Consider the following 18,541-nt stretch of genomic DNA (forward strand, 5'->3'; position numbering starts at 1 on the left):
CATTTAGATAGTCTATTAGTGACTATTCCTATAAACGCGGGGGACTAAACCTATTAATCTATTACGTCTTGTCTCTTTGGGCGCGGAAACACCCTCTTTGGGCGCGGGAGACACCTCTTTGAGCGCGGGAGCAGCGGCTTTGGGCGCGGGAGACACCTCTTTGGGCGCGGGAGCAGCGGCTTTGGGCGCGGAAACACCTTCTTTGGGCGCGGGAGCGGATTCTTTGGGCGCGGAAACACCTTCTTTGGGCGCGGGAGCAGCGGCTTTGGGCGCGGAAACACCTTCTTTGGGCGCGGAAGCACCTTCTTTGGGCGCGGAAGCACCTTCTTTGGGCGCGGAAGCAGCGACTTTGGGCGCGGGAGCCGCTTCTTTGAGCGCGGGCCCAATTCCGTTCGCGATTCCAAAAAAAAACAGAAGAAGGGCAAGTTTCTGCTCCTTCTTCTGCCTCACCTATTAATCCTCTTCCAAGTCCAAACGGTTTTTCTTAAATAGTTTCGACAGGATTTCGTATACGATCGGCACGACGATCAATGTCAACAATGTGGAGCTGACCAAACCGCCGATCACCGTGATGCCGAGACCTTTCGAAATCAATCCGCCGCCTGCTCCATTGCCGACCGCCAATGGAATGAGGGCACCGATTGTGGCGATTGCCGTCATCAGGATCGGGCGTAAACGTGTGGCGCCCGCTTCGAGTACTGCTTCGCGCATCTTCAAACCGGTACGTTCCATCCGGATGATTCGGTCTACGAGTACGATTGCGTTTGTAACAACGATACCGATCAACATCAACAGACCCATCATGACCGGAACGGAAATCGTTTCGCCTGCGATGAGCAAGCCGACGAACGAACCGATCACTGCAAATGGCAGCGAGAACAGAATCGCAAACGGCGCGACTCCTTCACGGAACGTCACAACGAGGATGAAGTAGACAATTGCAATCGCCGCTAGCATTGCAATGCCGAGCTGCGTGAATGCTTCTTCCATATCAGCTGCAACGCCTGCCGTATCGAATTCGACACCTTTCGGGAGATCCAATTCGGCAATCGCCTTGTCGACTTCGGAAGTCGCTTTCGATATGTCCGCGTCTACGAGCTTACCGGAGACAGTGGCATAATATTGGCCTTTGCTTCGGGCCAGCGTATTGAAAGTCGACCCCTCTTCCACTTTCACTAACTCAGAAAGTTTCATCGTTGTCCCCATTGCTGTCGGAATTTCCTGTTCCAGCATTTCATCGATCGATTTCGGCTGTTCAGTTGCCTTCTGCTTCACGACAACTTCCAATTCATCTCGATCTTTCCCGACCGTCGTGACAACTTCCTGCGTTCTAGACGGGTTCAGCATCATGATGATCTGCCCAGTCGTCAATCCATTTTGCAGCAGTTCATCCTGCGTTGCTTTCAATGTGTACTGAACGTACGCATCCTCAGCGCTTGAAGAGACATCCTCAATGCCTTTGTTGTCTCCCATTACTTTTTCAACCTGCTGGACAGCTTCCTTCAGGCTGCTTAAATTTTCACTGTAGAACGAGTAGCTGATTTCATTTGTGGACATTCCCATGGAACTGAAATTCTGACTTTTCCATTCTCCGGATTGGCCGATGTTGAATACAAAGTCTTCAACTTCTGCTCGTGCTGCTTGGAAATCTTTCATGTCCGGGTCAAAGATGAGATACATAAGTGCGCCCTTCGAGCCTCCGCCCATCATTGCGGTCATCGGGTCGGCGCTGTCCATGATGGATAATTGGACAATGTCGATATCATCGCGTTTCAGCATTTCCTTTTCGACAACTTCAACGTTCGCCAACGTTTCATCCTCAAGCTCGCCCGTTGCAGGCGTGTACGTAATGTACATCACTTTTTCTTCATCGCTCCCTAAGAAACTGAAGCCGATTAGCGGCATAAGCCCTAGGCTACCCGCCAATAGAACGACGGAGATGATCGACGTAATGACTTTATGATTCAGCGACCAACTTAAAACACCTTTGTACCAGTTCGCCATTTTGCCGGCTTCTTTATGCTGGCTTTCCTTCTTTTCACCATAAAGCTTTTTCCTGAACAGGAAATGGGACAATGCCGGCACGATCGTAATTGCGACGAGCAATGAAGCACCGAGTGCAAACGACATCGTCAAAGCGAACGGCATGAACAGCTCTCCGACCATGCCGCCTACAAAGATAAGCGGTGCAAATACCGCCACTGTGACGAGTGTCGATGACATGATCGGTTTGAACATCTCAATCGTCGCTTCGCGAATTAACGCACGTCCTGACAGCTTCTCAGTTTTCAAATGAAGACGCCGGTATATATTTTCCACGACGACGATGGAGTCATCGATAACACGGCCGATGGCGACGGTAATCGCACCAAGCGTCATAATATTGAGTGTAATATCCATCCAATTCAGCAACAACAGCGCCATAAATACTGAAACTGGGATTGAAATAATAGAGATAATTGTAGACTTGAAATCACGCAAGAAGAGCAGGATGATCAATATTGCAATCAAACCACCGAAAAGCGCCTTTTCAACCATTGTCGATACCGATTTTTCAATCGGTTCTCCTTGGTCAAGCGATACATCGACGACTAAGCCATCAAGTGCTTTTTCTTCATCTTTCATTAACTTCTTTACGTCATTAACGACATCGACCGTATTTGCACGCTGGCCTTTGACGATTTGAATTGCAATCGCATTTTCACCGTTCGTACGTGAAACGGACTGCACCTTGCCGACTTTTTCAATCGTTGCAATATCACCAAGTTTTACGAATGGCGATGGATTCGCCTCCGATGGCGTGACAGGGATGAGCATACCCTTCAGTTCATCGATCGTCATGAATTTGCCATCGACAGCGACAGCTTGCTCGCCTTCCTTAAACTCAAATAGGCCTAGTGAAACTTCCATATTGCTCGCTTGGATCATTTGCTTTACGGAGTCTTCCGTCAAACCAAGCTGAGCCATTTTTCCCTCGTCGTACGTAAGCTCCACTTCTTCAATATGCTGCCCCGAAATCGTTGCAGAGGCAACGCCGTCGATCTTATCGATTTTCGGTAGCAAAATGTCTTCGACAGTGGATGTCAGTTCAACAATATCCTCCGTTGTACTGCTCACGCTTAGCGCAACGACAGGCATCATATTCATGCTGATGGCAGTGATGACCGGTTCCTGTGCGCCTTCCGGCAAGGATAGCGAATCCATCGCGGATGCCAATTCCCGCTTCGCTTCGTCCATATCGATGCCGTAATCATATTCAACTTGAATGCTGGACATATTGGAATAGGAATTGGAGTAGACGGATTTCACATGATCCAGGTTTTCTACCGCCCTCTCGATAGGTACCGAGACTTCCTCCATAACCTGTTCCGGAGTTGCACCGGGATAGACACCCATCACCATTAAGTACGGAATCGAAATATCCGGCAGCGTCTCTGTTTTCATTTGCGTTGCCGAATAAACCCCCGACACTGTTATAATAATGGTGAGTAACCATACTGCTAATTTATTCTTAAGAACAAAATTGACTAACCCTTTCACCCTTACACCTTCCCCTACATTGACAGTTTTGACTCATTTCTTCATACTAATGACTACACGGTCAATTGTCAAGAAATAGCATAGGAGCGATTTGAACATATGGCAAAAAAACAACTAATTATGGAGAAAGCTTTGGAGCTCTTTGCAAAGCAAGGATTTGAAGCAACATCTGTCCAACAAATAACTGACCATTGCGGAATTTCCAAAGGAGCTTTCTATTTATCGTTCAAGTCGAAAGACGAACTGATTGTCGCGTTGATCGATCACTTTATGAGACAGTTCACAGCCGACATTGACTACGTGGTCAATCACGAGCAGAATGACGCCGATTTATTATATGATTTCTATTACACGACATTTCAATCGTTTAATAAACATTCCGATTTTGCCAAGATCCTCATGAAGGAACCGACGCAATCATTCAATGAAGAGCTGTTCACAAAGCTCCATAATTACAATAAATCTATCGAAAAAGTGATTTTGTCGATGATTGATCGCTTATATGGCGAACAAGCCAATGACTTAAAATATGATTTAGCATTTTGTATTAAAGGCTTTATGAACACCTATTCCGAGTTATTCCTGCTGTATAAATTACCGATCGACTTGGATTTGCTCGCACGATCCCTCGTCGAAAAGACGGATCTATTAGCTAAAAACATGACACTTTCCTTCATTTCCGATGAATTGATTCAGATGATTGATCAGCCGTTGAATGAAGAGCGCACATTGGATCAGATTGTTGAAATTGTGGAAAAGAATATTGAGGATATGGAGGATTCAATCGAGAAAGAGTCGTTGATTCTCTTGAAGCATGAGCTGTTGGAGCCATCACAGCATCCGGCGATTGTAAAGGGGTTATTGGAGAATATCCGCCAACATCCGCATTGCAAATGGGCCGCATATTTACTGAGGAGGCATTTTGGTATAAAGTGAGCAAAAACGCTTTGGCAGCTATTGAAGCTGTTCAAAGCGTTTTCGCCGTTAATTATTCTCCGATGGTCCGGTTCAATCCATGGATGACGCCTGCGTGCAGACCTTCATGCCATACAGAGCATTGAATAACCGCATCGACTGTTCCCATCGTTAACATGTCGCCAATTTTAATCGGTTCAGGCAGCACTTGATCAAGATTGCCTTCCAACGCTTCAACAACGCGCGGCATCTGCTCCTGTAAAGCCGCAAGCAGTTCCTCTTTCGAAGGTACTTGTCCTTCCCACTTTGCCGGGCTCGTACCCATTCCGAAAAACGCATCCCACTCATTGTGCTGTGGCTCATATGATGGCAGAACCTTCGCTACAAATTGTTCCAGTGAAATGTAAATATGCCCGACATTCCAACGAATTGTATTATTGAACCCCGTCGGTTGCTTATCCCACGCATCTTCCTTCGCCTTAGATAATCGCCCCATCGTATACATCCTTGCAAATTTCAATTGTTCAATTGTCGCCAATTTCAATTCCCCCTTTACTTCATCATACTAAAAGGAAATGAAAAAAGAAAAGCGGACATCCGCTGTCGGTTGTCCACTTCACTTGAAATCTATTGGTTTGTCGTTTCTCTTTTGGCTGTTCCACTTTTCACGGGTCATGCTGTTGAATTCCCGATTTTCATTCGTCTGTGCCTTCGTAGACATATCATTATCCATCAATTGGAATTCATTTGCAAATGGTTTATTTTCGCTATAAGCGGATGGATCATCCATGCCTGTTCCGTCTTGTGCATTTTTACGGAATTCATTTGTAAAGTTCGAGTCGGCAGGGTCCGCTAAGGGCAATTCATACGTTGGTCCTACCCCTTTTCCAGGATGCAGGATTTTCGGTTCCAAGTCCTTTTTGTTCGGATATTTACCATCAACGATCGTCATATGGATTCCTCCTTTTTCTCTCATCAAACAAGGAAATCCCTCGCAAGGCGAGAGGTGGTTATCATCTATACCCGTCGACGTTTAGTCGCAAACCTATTCTTTCAAAATAATTTGCAAATGAAACATTTTCCTATTTTACACGTCAAAGTTACATAGAAAGTAACGGAGAAAATCGCGAGGTGATTGTATGCAAAAATGGTTCGGGGTTGTCTTTCCTATACTTAGCATTTTGTTGTTGTTATGGATTGAGCAAAGTGTCGGTGTAACGTATGGAGTTAAAACTGTCGCGAAGGTGATTCTATTTCTCGCAATCCCTTTGATGCTTTTCCGCGCGACGAAGTTTCCATTTCTCCGGTTTCGGAAAGCTGACCGAAAGAGCATTCAGCTTGCCTTCATTTTAGGAATATCAATAATGGCGCTCATCATCGGTGCATTCCTTTTATTGCAACCGCACATCGACATCGCTTCCTTGCGGGAAGATTTGCTGCAATCCGGCATTACACCTGCCGTATTCCCGTTCATCGCACTATATATTTTGATCGGAAACTCGGTCATTGAGGAATTCTTTTTTCGCGGTTTGCTTCCCAACCTATTCGGCCAATCAAAAATGCGGTTCATCCTGCCGCCATTCTTTTTCGCTATTTACCATATCGCAATTTTCCTTCCATGGTTTACATTGCCGATTTTACTGCTCGCGGTTGGAGGACTTTGGGCAGGCGGGCTGATCTTTCAGCTTGTAAATGAAAAATGCAACACGATCCTGCCATCTTGGATCATCCATATGTGTGCGGATCTTGGCATATTATTTATCGGGGTGTATGTCCTTTATTTTTATTAACACGGAAATTCTCGATTTTTTTCGGATTGCCGATGACAATCAGCGTATCTCCCTGCTGGAATTTTTCACTCAAATCCGGATTGCTGAGCAGTTCTTCCCGCCGTAAAATCGCGACGAGGGTGATTTCAAAGTGTTTCTGCAGGTTTGCGTCCTCGATCGTCATCCCGATAAACGGTTCCGTATCATCCAGAGCAACTTCGCCTACCATGAACTCTTTTTCTTCCGAACGGATCAGATCATTGATGAAGTCGGTGCCGTTCGGTTTCATGATAGACATCGCCAACTCCCTGCCCCCGATGATAGACGGGTTTATGACGCTATCTGCGCCCGCTTTTACCAATATATCCTCCGAGTCATCCCGTTCCGCACGTGCGGAGATGACAATACCCTTATTGATGCTCTTTGCAGTCAAAGTGATGAATACATTATCGGCGTCATTGGAGAGAGTGGTGATAAGTGCACGTGCTTTATCGACACGTGCTTGCAGCAAGACTGCTTTGTCAGTCGGGTCGCCAATCAGACGAAGAGTACCCGGTTCGACGAATTCCATCAGATCGCTTTCATTTTCATGAATGACTAAAACTTGGACGTTTTCCTCCTTCAGCTGCTTATACACTTGCCGTCCGACGCGCCCGAAACCGCAGACGATGATATGATCGTCCAAATTGGCAATTTGTTTCTCCATCCTTCTCACCCACACTTTATTCGATAGTTGCTGTTCGATGAAATAGGAAGCCCCGATCCCTAACGCATACGTCACAATTCCCGCTCCTAGCGGTACAAGAAACAGGGCAAACCAACGGCCTTCTTCCGTCGTCGGATAAATGTCTCCATAACCGATCGTCATGACTGAAATGATTGTCATCCAAAACGCATTAAATGGGGATAAACCTTCAAAATACATGAATCCGACCGTTGCCAGGACAAGGAGCAACACCATTATAGCGAACAAGAAAATGACCCGCTTATATCGCCTGTCCAAATCCATCCATCGGCTATACAAACCGGCCACCTCCGTGCAAAAGTTTTTCTTTTTGTATTCCTTTAGTTGGTGATTTGTAAACCTTTGTAGTCGGTTGTTATATGCGCTTTTTACTTTCCTAAGTGTTAGAATTAACTGAATCAACCGGTTAGAATGTACTATGTCACAAATAGAAGCTAATAGGAGGACTGTATTATCGTGAGAAACTGGATTTTATTCCTTTGTATCTTTGTACTCCCCACTTTGTTTTTAATAGGTTGTAGTAGCGATAAAGAAAAGACAAATAAAGTCGATTCAACGAGCAGGACAATTCTGGATGATGTCGAAATACAAGCGAATGACTTATTGGAAAAAGACAAAGAGATTTCAGCGTTTACAATTGATAGTATCGAATATAGCCATGAAAATCAGGACTCAGATAAAGTGTTCATCCTTTTTTATTCAATGAAACCTTCAAATCCCGAAAACTTCATATTAACAGGCAGTGGTGTTATGGGAACTGACGGGTGGGTAAAAGAGCTAGTGTATTATGTGACCGCTAAAGATAGTGGTGAGCTCCTTTTTAGCACAAGTCCTTAGTAAATGGTTCACAGCTAATTCGATTAGAACCAGGACACTTCTAGTGAGCTGCTTGATGGAAGAGTTAATAATAAAAGAAAGATATTCTGTCAGTTTATTTAAGTTTGGAAATGACGATGGAAGAAGTAAGACGTCTATGATAATAACTAGAAAATCCGCATACCTGCCAATTTCTCGGCAATGCATGCGGATTGTTTATTTTGTCGGCACAATCACAGTCACTTTGAATAGATCTCCGTCCAGATCAATTTTCATCGTCCCACCGTGCATGTCGACAATTGATTGTGCAATCGCTAATCCAAGTCCCGAGCCGTCAGTATGACGTGATGTATCCGCACGCTTGAAACGTTCAAACAGTTCATCGACATTTTCACCAAGCTCGTATTTCGTTATGTTCTTCACGACGAACTCTGCGGACTCCCCTACTTTTCGGAGTGTGACGTACACGCGAGTGCCCGGCAATGAATATTTGATCGCATTGACGATCAGGTTATCAAGTACTCGCCACCATCTTTGGCCGTCTACATAGGCAATTAGCATGTCTTCAGGCAGTGCCGTTCGGAAGTCGAGACCGGAGTTGGCAATCTCTTCGGCATGTTCCGCAAGCGCCTGCTGGAGCAATTGCGTCAAATCGACACGTTGCTTGTGCAGTTCCAGATTGCCACTCGCCATTTTCGACACTTCGAATAAATCCTCGATAAGCGTTTTAAGGCGTTGCGATTTTTTATCAAGTATATCGACATATTTCGCGCGTTCTTCCGGTGTAATCGTTTCATCCTTCAATAGATCTGTGTATGTGATGATCGATGTCAACGGCGTTCGCAAATCATGGCTTACATTTGTGATCAATTCCGTCTTCAACCGTTCGCTTTTCGCCTGCTCGGTCATGGAAATCCGTACGCCTTCACGTAGATTGTTCAAGTTCTTCGCATGATCCGCAAGTGGTGAACGGCCTTCGACCTTGATATCTTCATTCAAGCGTCCTGCTGCCATCTTTTCCGTCGCTACGATGATCCGGTTCAAGTACGCAGAACGCCTTACGAAAATATAGAGGGCAGGCAGGCCAAGAAATATGACGCAAAATGCGTAGATGATGAATAAGGACCCATTCATAATACCGACAAAGAATCCGATTCCCGCTAAGAAAAATCCGATAAGCAGAATGAATGACTGTACGCCGATCGTTCTTTTCAGGAACATTTCACGCCACGCTTTAAGGAATTGGAGTGTGAAACTGTTTTTTATATCCCTTGCAAGTACCCCTTTTTTCTCCCATCGTTCCACACTATTCACAAGCTGGAACGCAAGTATGGCAGTCATAAGGACGCCACCAATGAAGAAGGTCCCTAGCCAAATAATCCATCTCTCCGGCCTATGGTGCGTAAAATGGTTCAACAGATTGTAAGATTCGCTGTCAATGTATCCAACGAAAATTAACGCCGACAGTAAAAGTGCAGCCGCCTTCAAATCGATTTTCAAATCGGTATACCTATCCGCAATCTCGGTACCTGTCACCCATTCCTTCTGAAACTTCATGCCCGTCACCACTGTTGCGAGTGCTGCAATGCCAAGCAGCCAAAATATGTACATGGCAAGTTTTCCTTTATTGAAATCCTGATACTGCGGATATAAAGCACCGCCCTTTGCAACGGCTGTCTTCGGAACGATGACTACGCCTTCAAACGATTTCACAGAATTCATTATTGTAACCTCTGTATCCAGAAACATACTATCTTTACCTTCTTGATAAATGGAAGTCTTTATCCATTCATTTAAACCGTTATGTCCTGGTAATGAATTCGCTTTAAAATAACCTTTTGCGGCATTAAATTGCTTTTTATAAATCGTAGGTACTGAAACATCTCCGGAAGAAAACCTTTCCCCCGTTTCAACATCCGTGAATTCATAGGCAACCGGCAATGAAAATGAATTGGCTTGGACTTCATTCACATATTGGGCTATTGCTTTCTCTTTTTCTTTGCGAATTTTCGCCTCAACATAGGCATCGCTCTCGAAGTTTTTTCGGATATCCGCAAGTTTCATGTCCCGTTCTTCGATCAACGAATTCATCAACACTTCATTTCCGGCCTCTTTCGCATCTGTTATCCTCTGTGCGTATTGGTCATGGATATTGGAGAGTTGGTCTGAAAGTGTACCGTAGCGAGTCCGATGATCTTCGATTTCATTGTCTGAGACGGTAATCTTTTTCATCGCCTCTTCCTCATCAATCGGGTTAAGCACAGTCGGTCCGATTGTGTTGTAAAACTCATCTAGCCGCCAAGCGAAGTCATCGAAATCGGAGAAATCCTTTCCAATCAGTCCCGTTCCCTGCCTCGCAAATGAAAGACTGGAAAGCAACACAAGCGTTACGAGCGCTGACCATATTAATAGTAGTACTTTGTTTTTCATCAAGCTGTTCCCCCTCTAATGATGCGCGTGAAATAGGCGATTGCCCGTGAAGATCTTTCCCATCCACTTTCGATAATCCCTAGGATGTAGGGGAAACAATAGCCGATGCTGACAATTGCAATACAGATGGAGAACAAAGAAAATATATTGCCCCAATCACTTTTCGATTTTGTAGCCAATGCCCCACACCACCTTTACATATCTCGGATTTTTCGGATCCGCCTCGATTTTTTCGCGTATTTTACGGATGTGGACCGCCACAATATTTTCCGCATTATACGCTTCTTCATTCCACACTCGCTCGTAAATCTCATTTATAGAAAACACACGACCCGCGTTTTTCATAAGCAATTCCGTAATCTTATATTCAATCGGCGTCAGCTTCACTGGTTTCCCATCAACCGATAACTCTTTCGCGTCCTCATCTAACGCCAAACCGTCAATCTCAATCTTTTTCTGACCATCGTATGTGCCGAACTGGACATACCTGCGCAGCTGCGACTTCACGCGCGCCATCAGCTCAAGCGGGTGGAATGGCTTCGTCACATAATCATCCGCGCCGACCGACAATCCATGAATCTTATCCGAATCCTCCGCCTTCGCACTCAGCATAATGATCGGAATATTTTGCGCCTCCCGGATTTTAAATGTCGCAGTAATCCCATCCATATTGGGCATCATTATATCGAGGATAAGCAGATGAACTTCATTTATGGTGAGCAGGTCGAGCGCCTCTTTTCCATCCGCTGCTTTCAAAACATTGTATCCTTCATTTTTTAAATAAATTTCAATTCCATCGCGGATCTCTTTATCATCATCCGCCACGAGCACTGTGAACTTCGCCATCTTCCGCACCTCACTTTCCTCTATGATACCAATTGTAGTGGGTAAATCTTAACATTCGATGAGGGGAATTATGAAGAAATTCTTAAGATGGGTGGTTGATCAGCTTAAGAATTCCCTTGGAACGCCTAATAAATGGTTGAACGGTGATAAAGTCGGCCTGAGCGGTGATAAGTTAATACCGAACGGTGATAACTCAAAATTTTGCCCCAACCTCACTCTGCTTTTCTCCCATTTGTAATAATTCAACCCAAAAAGTCCATGCTTCCCATATATCGGGAGGTGAATTGACATGGCAAAAGAAAAGAAGATCAAAAAAGGAAATACGTTGGATCGTGAGGAATTCGGATACGGATTTGACATCAGTCCTGATGATATGGGTGTTATCGGGAAGAATGACAATGTGAAAAATAAGAACAACAAGACAAATGAAGATAAGAACGACCAAAAGCGCCCGCCTACGAATTGGTGAAAACTATTGATTTCTTTGAATAAAATGACTATAATTATTTCAACTACATCTTACTAAAGGCAATGAGAGGGAAAAGTAAAAAGAGGATGTCGCATAGAGAGCTTCTGATGGTGGAAATGAAGCGGACAAATCTTTTGAACATGATCCTCGAGCCGCGCCCTGAACGTCTTCGGACCAGTAGGATGCGACGAGTCGGCACTTGTTATCCTCGCCGAAGTATAACGCTTTTTCAGCGCGTACTTTTGGAGGCAATCGGTGTGGACTGGTTGCGAAGTAAGGTGGTACCACGGGTTATTGACCCCGTCCTTATCGGTTTTTATCGATAGGGGCGGGGTTTTTTATTTTGTTCAGAGGAGGAAATGACATGAGTGTTTTTATTGGAGGGGCTTGGCCGTATGCGAATGGATCGCTGCATCTTGGCCATATTGCGGCGTTGTTGCCGGGGGATATTTTGGCGAGGTATTACCGGTTGAAAGGCGAAAAGGTTCTTTATGCTTCAGGAAGTGATTGCAACGGTACGCCTATTTCGATCCGCGCGAATGCAGAAGGAGTGTCCGTCAAGGAAATTGCAGATCGTTACCATACGGAGTTCATCGTTTGTTTTTCTAGATTGGGATTCTCATATGACATTTACACGCGGACAGATGGCAGATTTCATCATCAAGTTGTCCGCAATGTATTTTTAACGTTGCTGGATCGCGGTTTCATTTTCAAAAAAGAAGTGGAACAGACGTATTGTGAGGTTGACGATCGTTTTCTTCCAGATCGATTCGTCGAAGGCATTTGCCCTCACTGCGAAAGTCGTGCACGAGGCGATCAGTGCGACAATTGCGGTTCGATCTTAGATCCGCTAGATTTGAGGGACCGTACATGCAAGCTTTGCGGGAATGAATCGACCGTACGGAAGACGGAGCATTTTTATTTCAAATTAAGCTCTTTTCAAAATGAACTTGAACAATACATTTCTAGCGCCAAGTCTGAAAGGAGATGGCGTGAAAATGCGATTCACCAGTCTGAGCGCTATTTACGGGAAGGGCTCCGTGATCGGGCTGCTTCACGAGATTTGGCGAACGGCGTCGGCATCCCTGTCAGGGGCTATGAGGATAAAAAAGTGTATGTATGGATTGAGGCGGTGACGGGCTACTATTCCGCGAGCCAGGAATGGGCCGCTTTGAACCGCGATGATTTTCAGGAGTTTTGGAATGATGAAACGGTCTCCTACTATGTGCACGGCAAAGACAATATCCCCTTCCATACAATCATTTGGCCTGCCATTCTTATGGGGATTGGAAAGGAAGACGCATTGCCGACCCGTGTCATTTCCAATGAATATTTGACATTGGAAAAGCGGAAATTGTCGACGAGCCAAAACTGGGCGGTATGGGTGCCGGATATTTTGGAACGTTATCATCCGGATTCGGTACGGTATTTCCTGACTGCGAATGCACCCGAGAACCGGGATGCTGACTACTCGTGGCGCGAGTTCATTTATAGTCATAACTCGGAGTTGCTGGGCGCATACGGAAATTTTGTGAACCGGACGTTGAAGTTTATTGAAAAATCGTATGACGGGGTTGTGCCGGTTGCAGAGATTAATTCGGGTCTGAAGGAATTAGTCGTGGGGCTTTATTCTAAAGTCGGCGAACGAATTGAAGAAGGACACTTCAAAGAAGCGATCGAAACGATTTTTGAGTTCATTCGCCGGGCTAATAAATTCTTTGATGATGAAAAGCCTTGGGTACAGGTAAAGGAGGACGAAGTAGCTTGCGGGCGAACAATGGCAACATGTGTATACATCATTGCCAATCTGGCACAACTCCTCTCCCCTTTCCTTCCGTTTTCGAGTGAGGACGTGCAAGCGATGCTTAAACTTCGGAAGCCTGAATGGAAGGAAATCAAAATTGGTGAATTGACATTGACACATGTCAAACCACTGTTTGAACGGATTGATGTCGGGCAGATTGATGTGGAATTGGAACGGTTGAAGGAGAAATCGATAGGGGCACAATGAGTTCTGACCTTCTCATAGTTTGAGAAGGTTTTTTCATTTGAATTTGGAGGCAGATTATAGTGAATCGGTGATAAACGTGGTCAAGTCGGTGATAACTGGCCAAGAGGCGGTGATAAACTTGTCCTAAGCGGTGATAACTCCTCAAGTCGGTGGTAACCAGCCGAGAATCGGCGGTAAACTCCCTCCTCCAAATAATTGGTGCAATCCCGCCGTCGATTTGAGACAATATACTGACAAAGGAAAAGGTTGGAAGGGAGAATTACATGAGGGAACGTTATTTTTGGGCGGCGCTCGGACTTATTGCCATTAGCTGGATTGCGAATTCATTATACGCACAGTCGAAGCAATTAGTAGAGCCTATTTTTCTCGATCATTATATTGAAACGACGACAGATGAACACGACCATCACTATGTCACCTTATACTATCTTGCAAATAAAAATGATCACTCGACTATCAATTATATAAGATTAGGTGATGTCGAAGGCTTTCCGCACGGTGATTTTTTCTATGAAAGCACTACCGCCCCCCATGCAATTAAAACATATAGACATCAAGATTTAAGAAGCATTACAGTCTTATTAAGGACATTCAATGAGAAAAAAGATGCACAATCATTCAACGAAATGGCAGTGTTTTATTCAGACGGAAGATCATCAACCGCATCCATCGGAGAAGTGATCATCCATCCTAAGAGGTACTATGGGAATGACGATACTAGAGCTTTGGAGCAACCATCTAGCGGAGGCAGCAGTGACGGCTCGAGTTGGGATACACTCCGAGCAACCGTGCCGTTGGCAATCGAGAAAATCGCCTTCCCTTTCAATGAGTCGATTGAAAATCGGTTCAACTTCACGATCAGCGGAAAACAAACGGAGCAACCTCTGGATTCCATCAAGCTTCCAATTCATTTAGAGAAGGATAAATCTGTGACTTTGAAAATGAACTTAAAAGAAAAAAGTTTTGTGAACCCTTACGAATTTGCCATACGTATATCCGGAACAACGGAGAAGGGAAAACCCTTTACGAACTATGCCCATTACAATTCGGTGCCATATTTGACACAGGACGACGTGAATCGAGTTATTGAGGCAAAGACAGGGAGGGGTTCAGTTGAATAAAGCATTGCGTTATATGTTTTGGGGATACTTTCTCATTTTCTTTCGACTCCACGTCATGATCGATATACTGATGGATCCTATCGGTTATTATTTGATTTTCGCTGGCTGCTCCAGGCTCGTTGATGCCTATCCGAAGGCCAAAAAGACGATGAACATCGGATTAATTGGCATGCTTGTTTCTGTGCCTTCTGTTTTTGTGAACCTCTCTGACCCGGCACTGTCAACCGGCTGGACTACCTACGCAATGTCTCTTTCAGCTTTCAAATTGATCACCGCGTATTACTTATTTGTTTTATTGACAGAAGTCGTAAAGACATTTGGCGATCAGGCATTGCAACGTCGTACGAAAACGACATTTACATTCTATGTTGCCGTCCATCTCATCACATTGGCAATCCTGTCCTTTTCAATGAATATGCCGGGAGATGATTGGATCGCGCTTACTTCATTAGTTTCGGCAGTTGCTGTTGTCATAATGGATATTCTGTTTCTACTTTTAATCGGAGCCATCCGACGTGTCAGCCCGGAACAACTTCGGGTAGATACGTTCATTTGAAACTTATTTCACGCATAAAGTAAGCATCATAGGGGGTTATCATTTGTTCAAGAACGATTCAAATCAAATTCGCGCTGGATGGCTCATCTTTTTAGCGATCTTCGCGATGTTCATTACGCAGCAGATTTTTGCGTTACCCGGAGGGGTTTTGCTGGCGATCGCTGATTTCCCGTTTCAAGACGGGAAGTACGATATGGATTTCGAAGCTGCATTCGACAGGCATCCGTGGATTTTCCTTTTGACCCAAGGCGGCGGGACGGTCGGCGGAATACTTGCGACGGTATTATTATGGCGCTTTGTCAATAAAGGGACGTTGAAAGAGTTGGGATTCAGGGGTCCGTTGAAAGATTTAGGGTTCGGCCTCTTGCTCGGAGCAGTATCGATCGCCATCATTTTCTTTCTTCTATACGCTTCCGGTAATGTGGCATTGCTCAATTCATTCACGACACCTGAGTTCACGGTCTATTCATTGTCATTTCTTATACTCTTCATTCTTGTCGGCTTTTTTGAAGAGATGTTTTTCAGAGGGTATGTCATGACGACGATGGAACGCCGCGGGAATCCCAAATGGCTCGTCTACGTCGCCTCTGCTGTCATTTTCAGTTTGGTGCATGGCACAAATACGAATGTCAGCGTATTGGGTTTGGTCAATATCGCATTGGTCGGCATTTTATTCGCCTATATGTTTGACGCGACGAAGAGCTTGTGGCTGCCGATTGGCTATCATATTACGTGGAACTACTTTCAAGGGAACGTTTTCGGGTTTGCTGTCAGCGGAACGACGCCACATGGAATCTATAATGTCTCGGTGGAAGAAGGAAATGCATGGCTGACTGGCGGAGCGTTCGGATTGGAAGGCGGCTTATTAGCGACGTTGTTAATCATTCTAGGATTTTTTGCGACGAGGCTGTATGTGAGGATGAAGGCGGAGTAAAGAAGTTATGCGTATTTGCTGCGATTTATTCGTGATTACAGGAGTTTATGCGCGATTTTGCAGATTTATGAGCGATTTTAGCGATTTATGAGCTTCGGCGTCATTTTATGCGTGTTTGGAATGATGTATGCGCTGTTATAATGCTTTATGGGTGAATAAAACCTTGAGGCTGCCTAGCTAATGGCAGCCTCTTCTTTTCGTCCGCTGAGCGTTAGAACGAGGATTCCGCCTAAAAGGAGCGCGATTCCTGACCATGAAACAAAATCCAGCCTTTCCCCTACAACGATCACGCTTAAAATCGCGGCAGTGAGCGGTTCGGCAAGTGAAAGCGTCACCGCGGATGATGATGGGATATGCCGCAAGCCGGTGGAAAACAGAATGTATGCCACACTTGTCGTCGCGATGCCAAGATAGATCATTGTCGATATACCGGGCACGGTTACCAACCCTTCTGTTTCGAAGATGAACAGAAACGGCATGAGCATAATTGCGCTCACTGAGAAAATGACAGCTACTGAAGGAATCGCATCTGCTTTCTCCAATACCTCCTTGTTGAATAAAGTATAGGAGGCAAATAAGAGTCCGGCGAATAGAGATAGCGAGACGCCTACCGGATTGACGACCAACCCTTCTTTATTCGAAAACAATAAAATACATCCGACAATTGCAAGTGAAGTTGCCGTAAGCCATATTTTCGACGGGCGTATCTTGAGGGATAGCCATTCGATAAGCCCGGAAAACATCGGTGCACTTCCGATCGCCACCACCGTACCGATGGCGATGCCAGTCAATCGAATCGATGTGAAAAAGCAATACTGGAAAATCGCCATCGCCAGTGCGGAAAGAATGGTCGCTTTCCACGGCCAGTTCCGAAAATCGATTTTCCGAAGAATAAGCATGATAATGAGCAACGTGAAACCGCCGACCGCAAGCCTTGAGGCGCCAACTGCCAGTGGGTGAACCGTTTGCGGCATGAATGTTTGCGCAGTTCCTGTCGTTCCCCACAGCACCGCTCCTACTAGGACAACTATGAATGCAATGCGTTGTGACAAAGAAATCCCCTCCCCCGATGTATTGAATATATCATGATATCGAAGGAGGGTGTATGAATTATCACAATTATTCAGCTGTTGATTCGACCGTTTTTTTCAGCTTCGCCAAGAGCCCATCCCAGCCTTCGGACATGCGGGGACGAACGACGTCATGCGATTCACCGAACTCGGTCTGCTTGCCGTCTTCCCAACCGGCATGAATGAAGGTTAATTCAGTTTGGCCATCGATTGCCTTCAAGTCAAAATGGACTTGCCAATCCTTCCCCCAGTCGAATGATAAACGGTTCGGCGCTTGGACTTCAGTCACTTTACAGGCTGAGTTGCCCCATGGACCCGCCTGCAAGACAAATTCCTTCCCTTCAATCGGTTCCATATCATTCGGCATGAACCATGCACCGATTCCTTCAGCTGTCGAGACGGACGGCCAGACATTTTCTACGGCAGCCTCTATTATAATGGTTTTTCTTATTTCATTCGTCATGCGATTTCCTCCTCTTTTTCGTGTGATTGCTTCATATTATTTACAGTTTACCATATAAAGCGTGCCTTATATTCGAATGTTCATTAACGGATCGGACGGGGAAGAATGGACCCTTGCGAAACCGAATTAAAGCGTAAACTTTTTAGTATGAACGCTATCTTTTCACAGTTTTTCGAAAACCTTTCTCACGTTAATGAGCCTCATATTGCTCTGTCACATCCACCGCTTCCAAGTGAAAAAACTATTGAACGATCAAATTTACAGTGATACACTATAATGTAGGCTTTTTGCCGCGTGGTTCGTAACCATCCCACGTTAAAAAAACTAAGGAGAAATGAATATGAAAGTAAAAACGATGGCAACGAGCGGTATTATCGCTGCGTTGTATGTTGCTGTGACGTTTCTGATTGCCCCATTCGGGTTCACAAATATCCAGTTCCGCTTATCGGAGATGTTCAATCATCTTGTAGTGTTTAATAAAAAATACATCGTCGGCGTCGTATTGGGTGTTTTTATTGCCAATATGCTCTTTTCGGAGCTTGGTCCAATCGATCTTGTATTCGGTGTCGGGCAATCTGTACTCGCTCTATCGATTACAATCTTTTCCGCGAAGTTCATCAAAGGGCTTTACCGACGGATGTTTTTCAATACAATGGTGTTCACGTTCACGATGTTCCTCATCGCATGGGAATTGAACATCATGCTGGAATTTCCTTTCTTGTTGACATGGCTTTTCGTTGCGGTCGGTGAATTTGTGGTTATGGCAATCGGCATTCCAGTTATGGGTGCTTTGAATAAAAGGCTGCAGTTTGAAAAACTGATTTAAAAGAGGCGATTTGTCGCCTCTTTTTTTAAA

The 18,541-nt window shown here is 45.0% G+C and carries 19 protein-coding genes, 1 riboswitch and 1 other annotated feature; of the genes, 10 read left to right on the forward strand and 9 right to left on the reverse strand.

Features of this window, described 5'->3' with window-relative positions:
- Positions 1–118 precede the first annotated feature (118 nt).
- Positions 119–457, forward strand: a complete 339-nt coding sequence (locus M3193_RS09645) for a hypothetical protein (protein WP_251626855.1) — start codon at positions 119–121, stop codon at positions 455–457.
- Here M3193_RS09645 and M3193_RS09650 read toward each other — a convergent pair.
- Positions 454–3,540 carry an efflux RND transporter permease subunit gene (locus tag M3193_RS09650; RefSeq protein WP_251626857.1) on the reverse strand — a complete coding sequence of 1,029 codons (3,087 nt, stop codon included), beginning with the start codon at positions 3,538–3,540 and terminating at the stop codon, positions 454–456. The genes M3193_RS09645 and M3193_RS09650 overlap by 4 nt on opposite strands.
- A gap of 99 nt (positions 3,541–3,639) precedes the next feature.
- Between M3193_RS09650 and M3193_RS09655 the strand changes: the two genes are divergently transcribed.
- On the forward strand, positions 3,640–4,476 hold the full coding sequence (locus M3193_RS09655) for a TetR/AcrR family transcriptional regulator (protein WP_251626859.1): 837 nt from the start codon (positions 3,640–3,642) through the stop codon (positions 4,474–4,476).
- Between the two features lie 52 nt (positions 4,477–4,528).
- Here M3193_RS09655 and M3193_RS09660 read toward each other — a convergent pair whose 3' ends face one another.
- Together M3193_RS09660 and M3193_RS09665 are read right to left on the reverse strand one after the other, a co-directional pair.
- Entirely contained in the window at positions 4,529–4,993 is a 465-nt protein-coding gene (locus tag M3193_RS09660; protein ID WP_251626861.1) for a DinB family protein, read from the reverse strand.
- Positions 4,994–5,071: 78 nt separating this feature from the next.
- A complete protein-coding gene (locus M3193_RS09665) occupies positions 5,072–5,407 on the reverse strand; it encodes a hypothetical protein (protein ID WP_251626864.1) in 336 nt (111 codons plus the stop codon).
- A 187-nt stretch (positions 5,408–5,594) separates the two neighbouring features.
- Here M3193_RS09665 and M3193_RS09670 point away from each other — a divergent pair, with 187 nt between their 5' ends.
- Positions 5,595–6,245, forward strand: a complete 651-nt coding sequence (locus M3193_RS09670) for a CPBP family intramembrane glutamic endopeptidase (protein ID WP_251626870.1) — start codon at positions 5,595–5,597, stop codon at positions 6,243–6,245.
- Here M3193_RS09670 and M3193_RS09675 read toward each other — a convergent pair.
- Positions 6,214–7,248 (reverse strand): potassium channel family protein, encoded by a 1,035-nt coding sequence (locus tag M3193_RS09675; RefSeq protein WP_251626872.1) that lies wholly within the window; start codon positions 7,246–7,248, stop codon positions 6,214–6,216. The two genes, M3193_RS09670 and M3193_RS09675, sit on opposite strands and share 32 nt — an antisense overlap.
- A gap of 177 nt (positions 7,249–7,425) precedes the next feature.
- On the opposite strand from M3193_RS09675, the gene M3193_RS09680 reads away from it, so the two are divergent.
- Positions 7,426–7,806, forward strand: a complete 381-nt coding sequence (locus M3193_RS09680; protein WP_251626874.1) for a hypothetical protein — start codon at positions 7,426–7,428, stop codon at positions 7,804–7,806.
- A 195-nt stretch (positions 7,807–8,001) separates the two neighbouring features.
- On the opposite strand, the gene M3193_RS09685 is transcribed toward M3193_RS09680, so the two are convergent.
- From M3193_RS09685 to M3193_RS09695, 3 genes are read right to left on the reverse strand one after another with little or no spacing between them, the layout of a single operon-like run.
- Complete coding sequence (locus tag M3193_RS09685; RefSeq protein WP_251626876.1) at positions 8,002–10,215, reverse strand: sensor histidine kinase; 2,214 nt, start codon at positions 10,213–10,215, stop codon at positions 8,002–8,004.
- The gene (locus tag M3193_RS09690) at positions 10,215–10,394 is read right to left on the reverse strand and encodes a hypothetical protein (protein ID WP_251626878.1); all 180 of its coding nucleotides are present in this window, start codon (positions 10,392–10,394) and stop codon (positions 10,215–10,217) included. Before M3193_RS09690 ends, M3193_RS09685 begins: the two co-directional genes overlap by 1 nt.
- Positions 10,372–11,061 (reverse strand): response regulator transcription factor, encoded by a 690-nt coding sequence (locus M3193_RS09695; RefSeq protein WP_251626880.1) that lies wholly within the window; start codon positions 11,059–11,061, stop codon positions 10,372–10,374. Before M3193_RS09695 ends, M3193_RS09690 begins: the two co-directional genes overlap by 23 nt.
- Before the next feature lie 289 nt (positions 11,062–11,350).
- On the opposite strand from M3193_RS09695, the gene M3193_RS09700 reads away from it, so the two are divergent.
- The 5 genes from M3193_RS09700 to M3193_RS09720 all read left to right on the forward strand — a co-directional run bounded on the left by M3193_RS09700 (position 11,351) and on the right by M3193_RS09720 (position 16,152).
- The gene (locus tag M3193_RS09700; protein ID WP_251626882.1) at positions 11,351–11,530 is read left to right on the forward strand and encodes a hypothetical protein; all 180 of its coding nucleotides are present in this window, start codon (positions 11,351–11,353) and stop codon (positions 11,528–11,530) included.
- Positions 11,531–11,583: 53 nt separating this feature from the next.
- Positions 11,584–11,841 (forward strand) — a binding site (T-box leader).
- A 53-nt stretch (positions 11,842–11,894) separates the two neighbouring features.
- A complete protein-coding gene (metG, locus tag M3193_RS09705; RefSeq protein ID WP_251626884.1) occupies positions 11,895–13,541 on the forward strand; it encodes a methionine--tRNA ligase in 1,647 nt (548 codons plus the stop codon).
- Between the two features lie 263 nt (positions 13,542–13,804).
- Complete coding sequence (locus tag M3193_RS09710) at positions 13,805–14,662, forward strand: hypothetical protein (protein WP_251626887.1); 858 nt, start codon at positions 13,805–13,807, stop codon at positions 14,660–14,662.
- Complete coding sequence (locus M3193_RS09715; RefSeq protein ID WP_251626889.1) at positions 14,655–15,218, forward strand: hypothetical protein; 564 nt, start codon at positions 14,655–14,657, stop codon at positions 15,216–15,218. Before M3193_RS09710 ends, M3193_RS09715 begins: the two co-directional genes overlap by 8 nt.
- 43 nt (positions 15,219–15,261) lie before the next feature.
- Positions 15,262–16,152 (forward strand): CPBP family intramembrane glutamic endopeptidase, encoded by an 891-nt coding sequence (locus M3193_RS09720; RefSeq protein ID WP_251626891.1) that lies wholly within the window; start codon positions 15,262–15,264, stop codon positions 16,150–16,152.
- A gap of 173 nt (positions 16,153–16,325) precedes the next feature.
- Here the strand turns inward: M3193_RS09720 and M3193_RS09725 are convergent, their stop codons facing one another.
- Together M3193_RS09725 and M3193_RS09730 are read right to left on the reverse strand one after the other, a co-directional pair.
- Entirely contained in the window at positions 16,326–17,204 is an 879-nt protein-coding gene (locus tag M3193_RS09725; protein WP_251626893.1) for a DMT family transporter, read from the reverse strand.
- Between the two features lie 67 nt (positions 17,205–17,271).
- Complete coding sequence (locus M3193_RS09730; protein ID WP_251626895.1) at positions 17,272–17,685, reverse strand: SRPBCC family protein; 414 nt, start codon at positions 17,683–17,685, stop codon at positions 17,272–17,274.
- 288 nt (positions 17,686–17,973) lie between these two features.
- A riboswitch (PreQ1 riboswitch) is annotated at positions 17,974–18,019 on the forward strand.
- Positions 18,020–18,025: 6 nt separating this feature from the next.
- Between M3193_RS09730 and M3193_RS09735 the strand changes: the two genes are divergently transcribed.
- The gene (locus M3193_RS09735) at positions 18,026–18,511 is read left to right on the forward strand and encodes a QueT transporter family protein (RefSeq protein ID WP_251626897.1); all 486 of its coding nucleotides are present in this window, start codon (positions 18,026–18,028) and stop codon (positions 18,509–18,511) included.
- The last annotated feature ends 30 nt before the right edge of the window (positions 18,512–18,541 follow it).

This window comes from Sporosarcina luteola (assembly GCF_023715585.1).
Taxonomy (GTDB): domain Bacteria; phylum Bacillota; class Bacilli; order Bacillales_A; family Planococcaceae; genus Sporosarcina; species Sporosarcina luteola_D.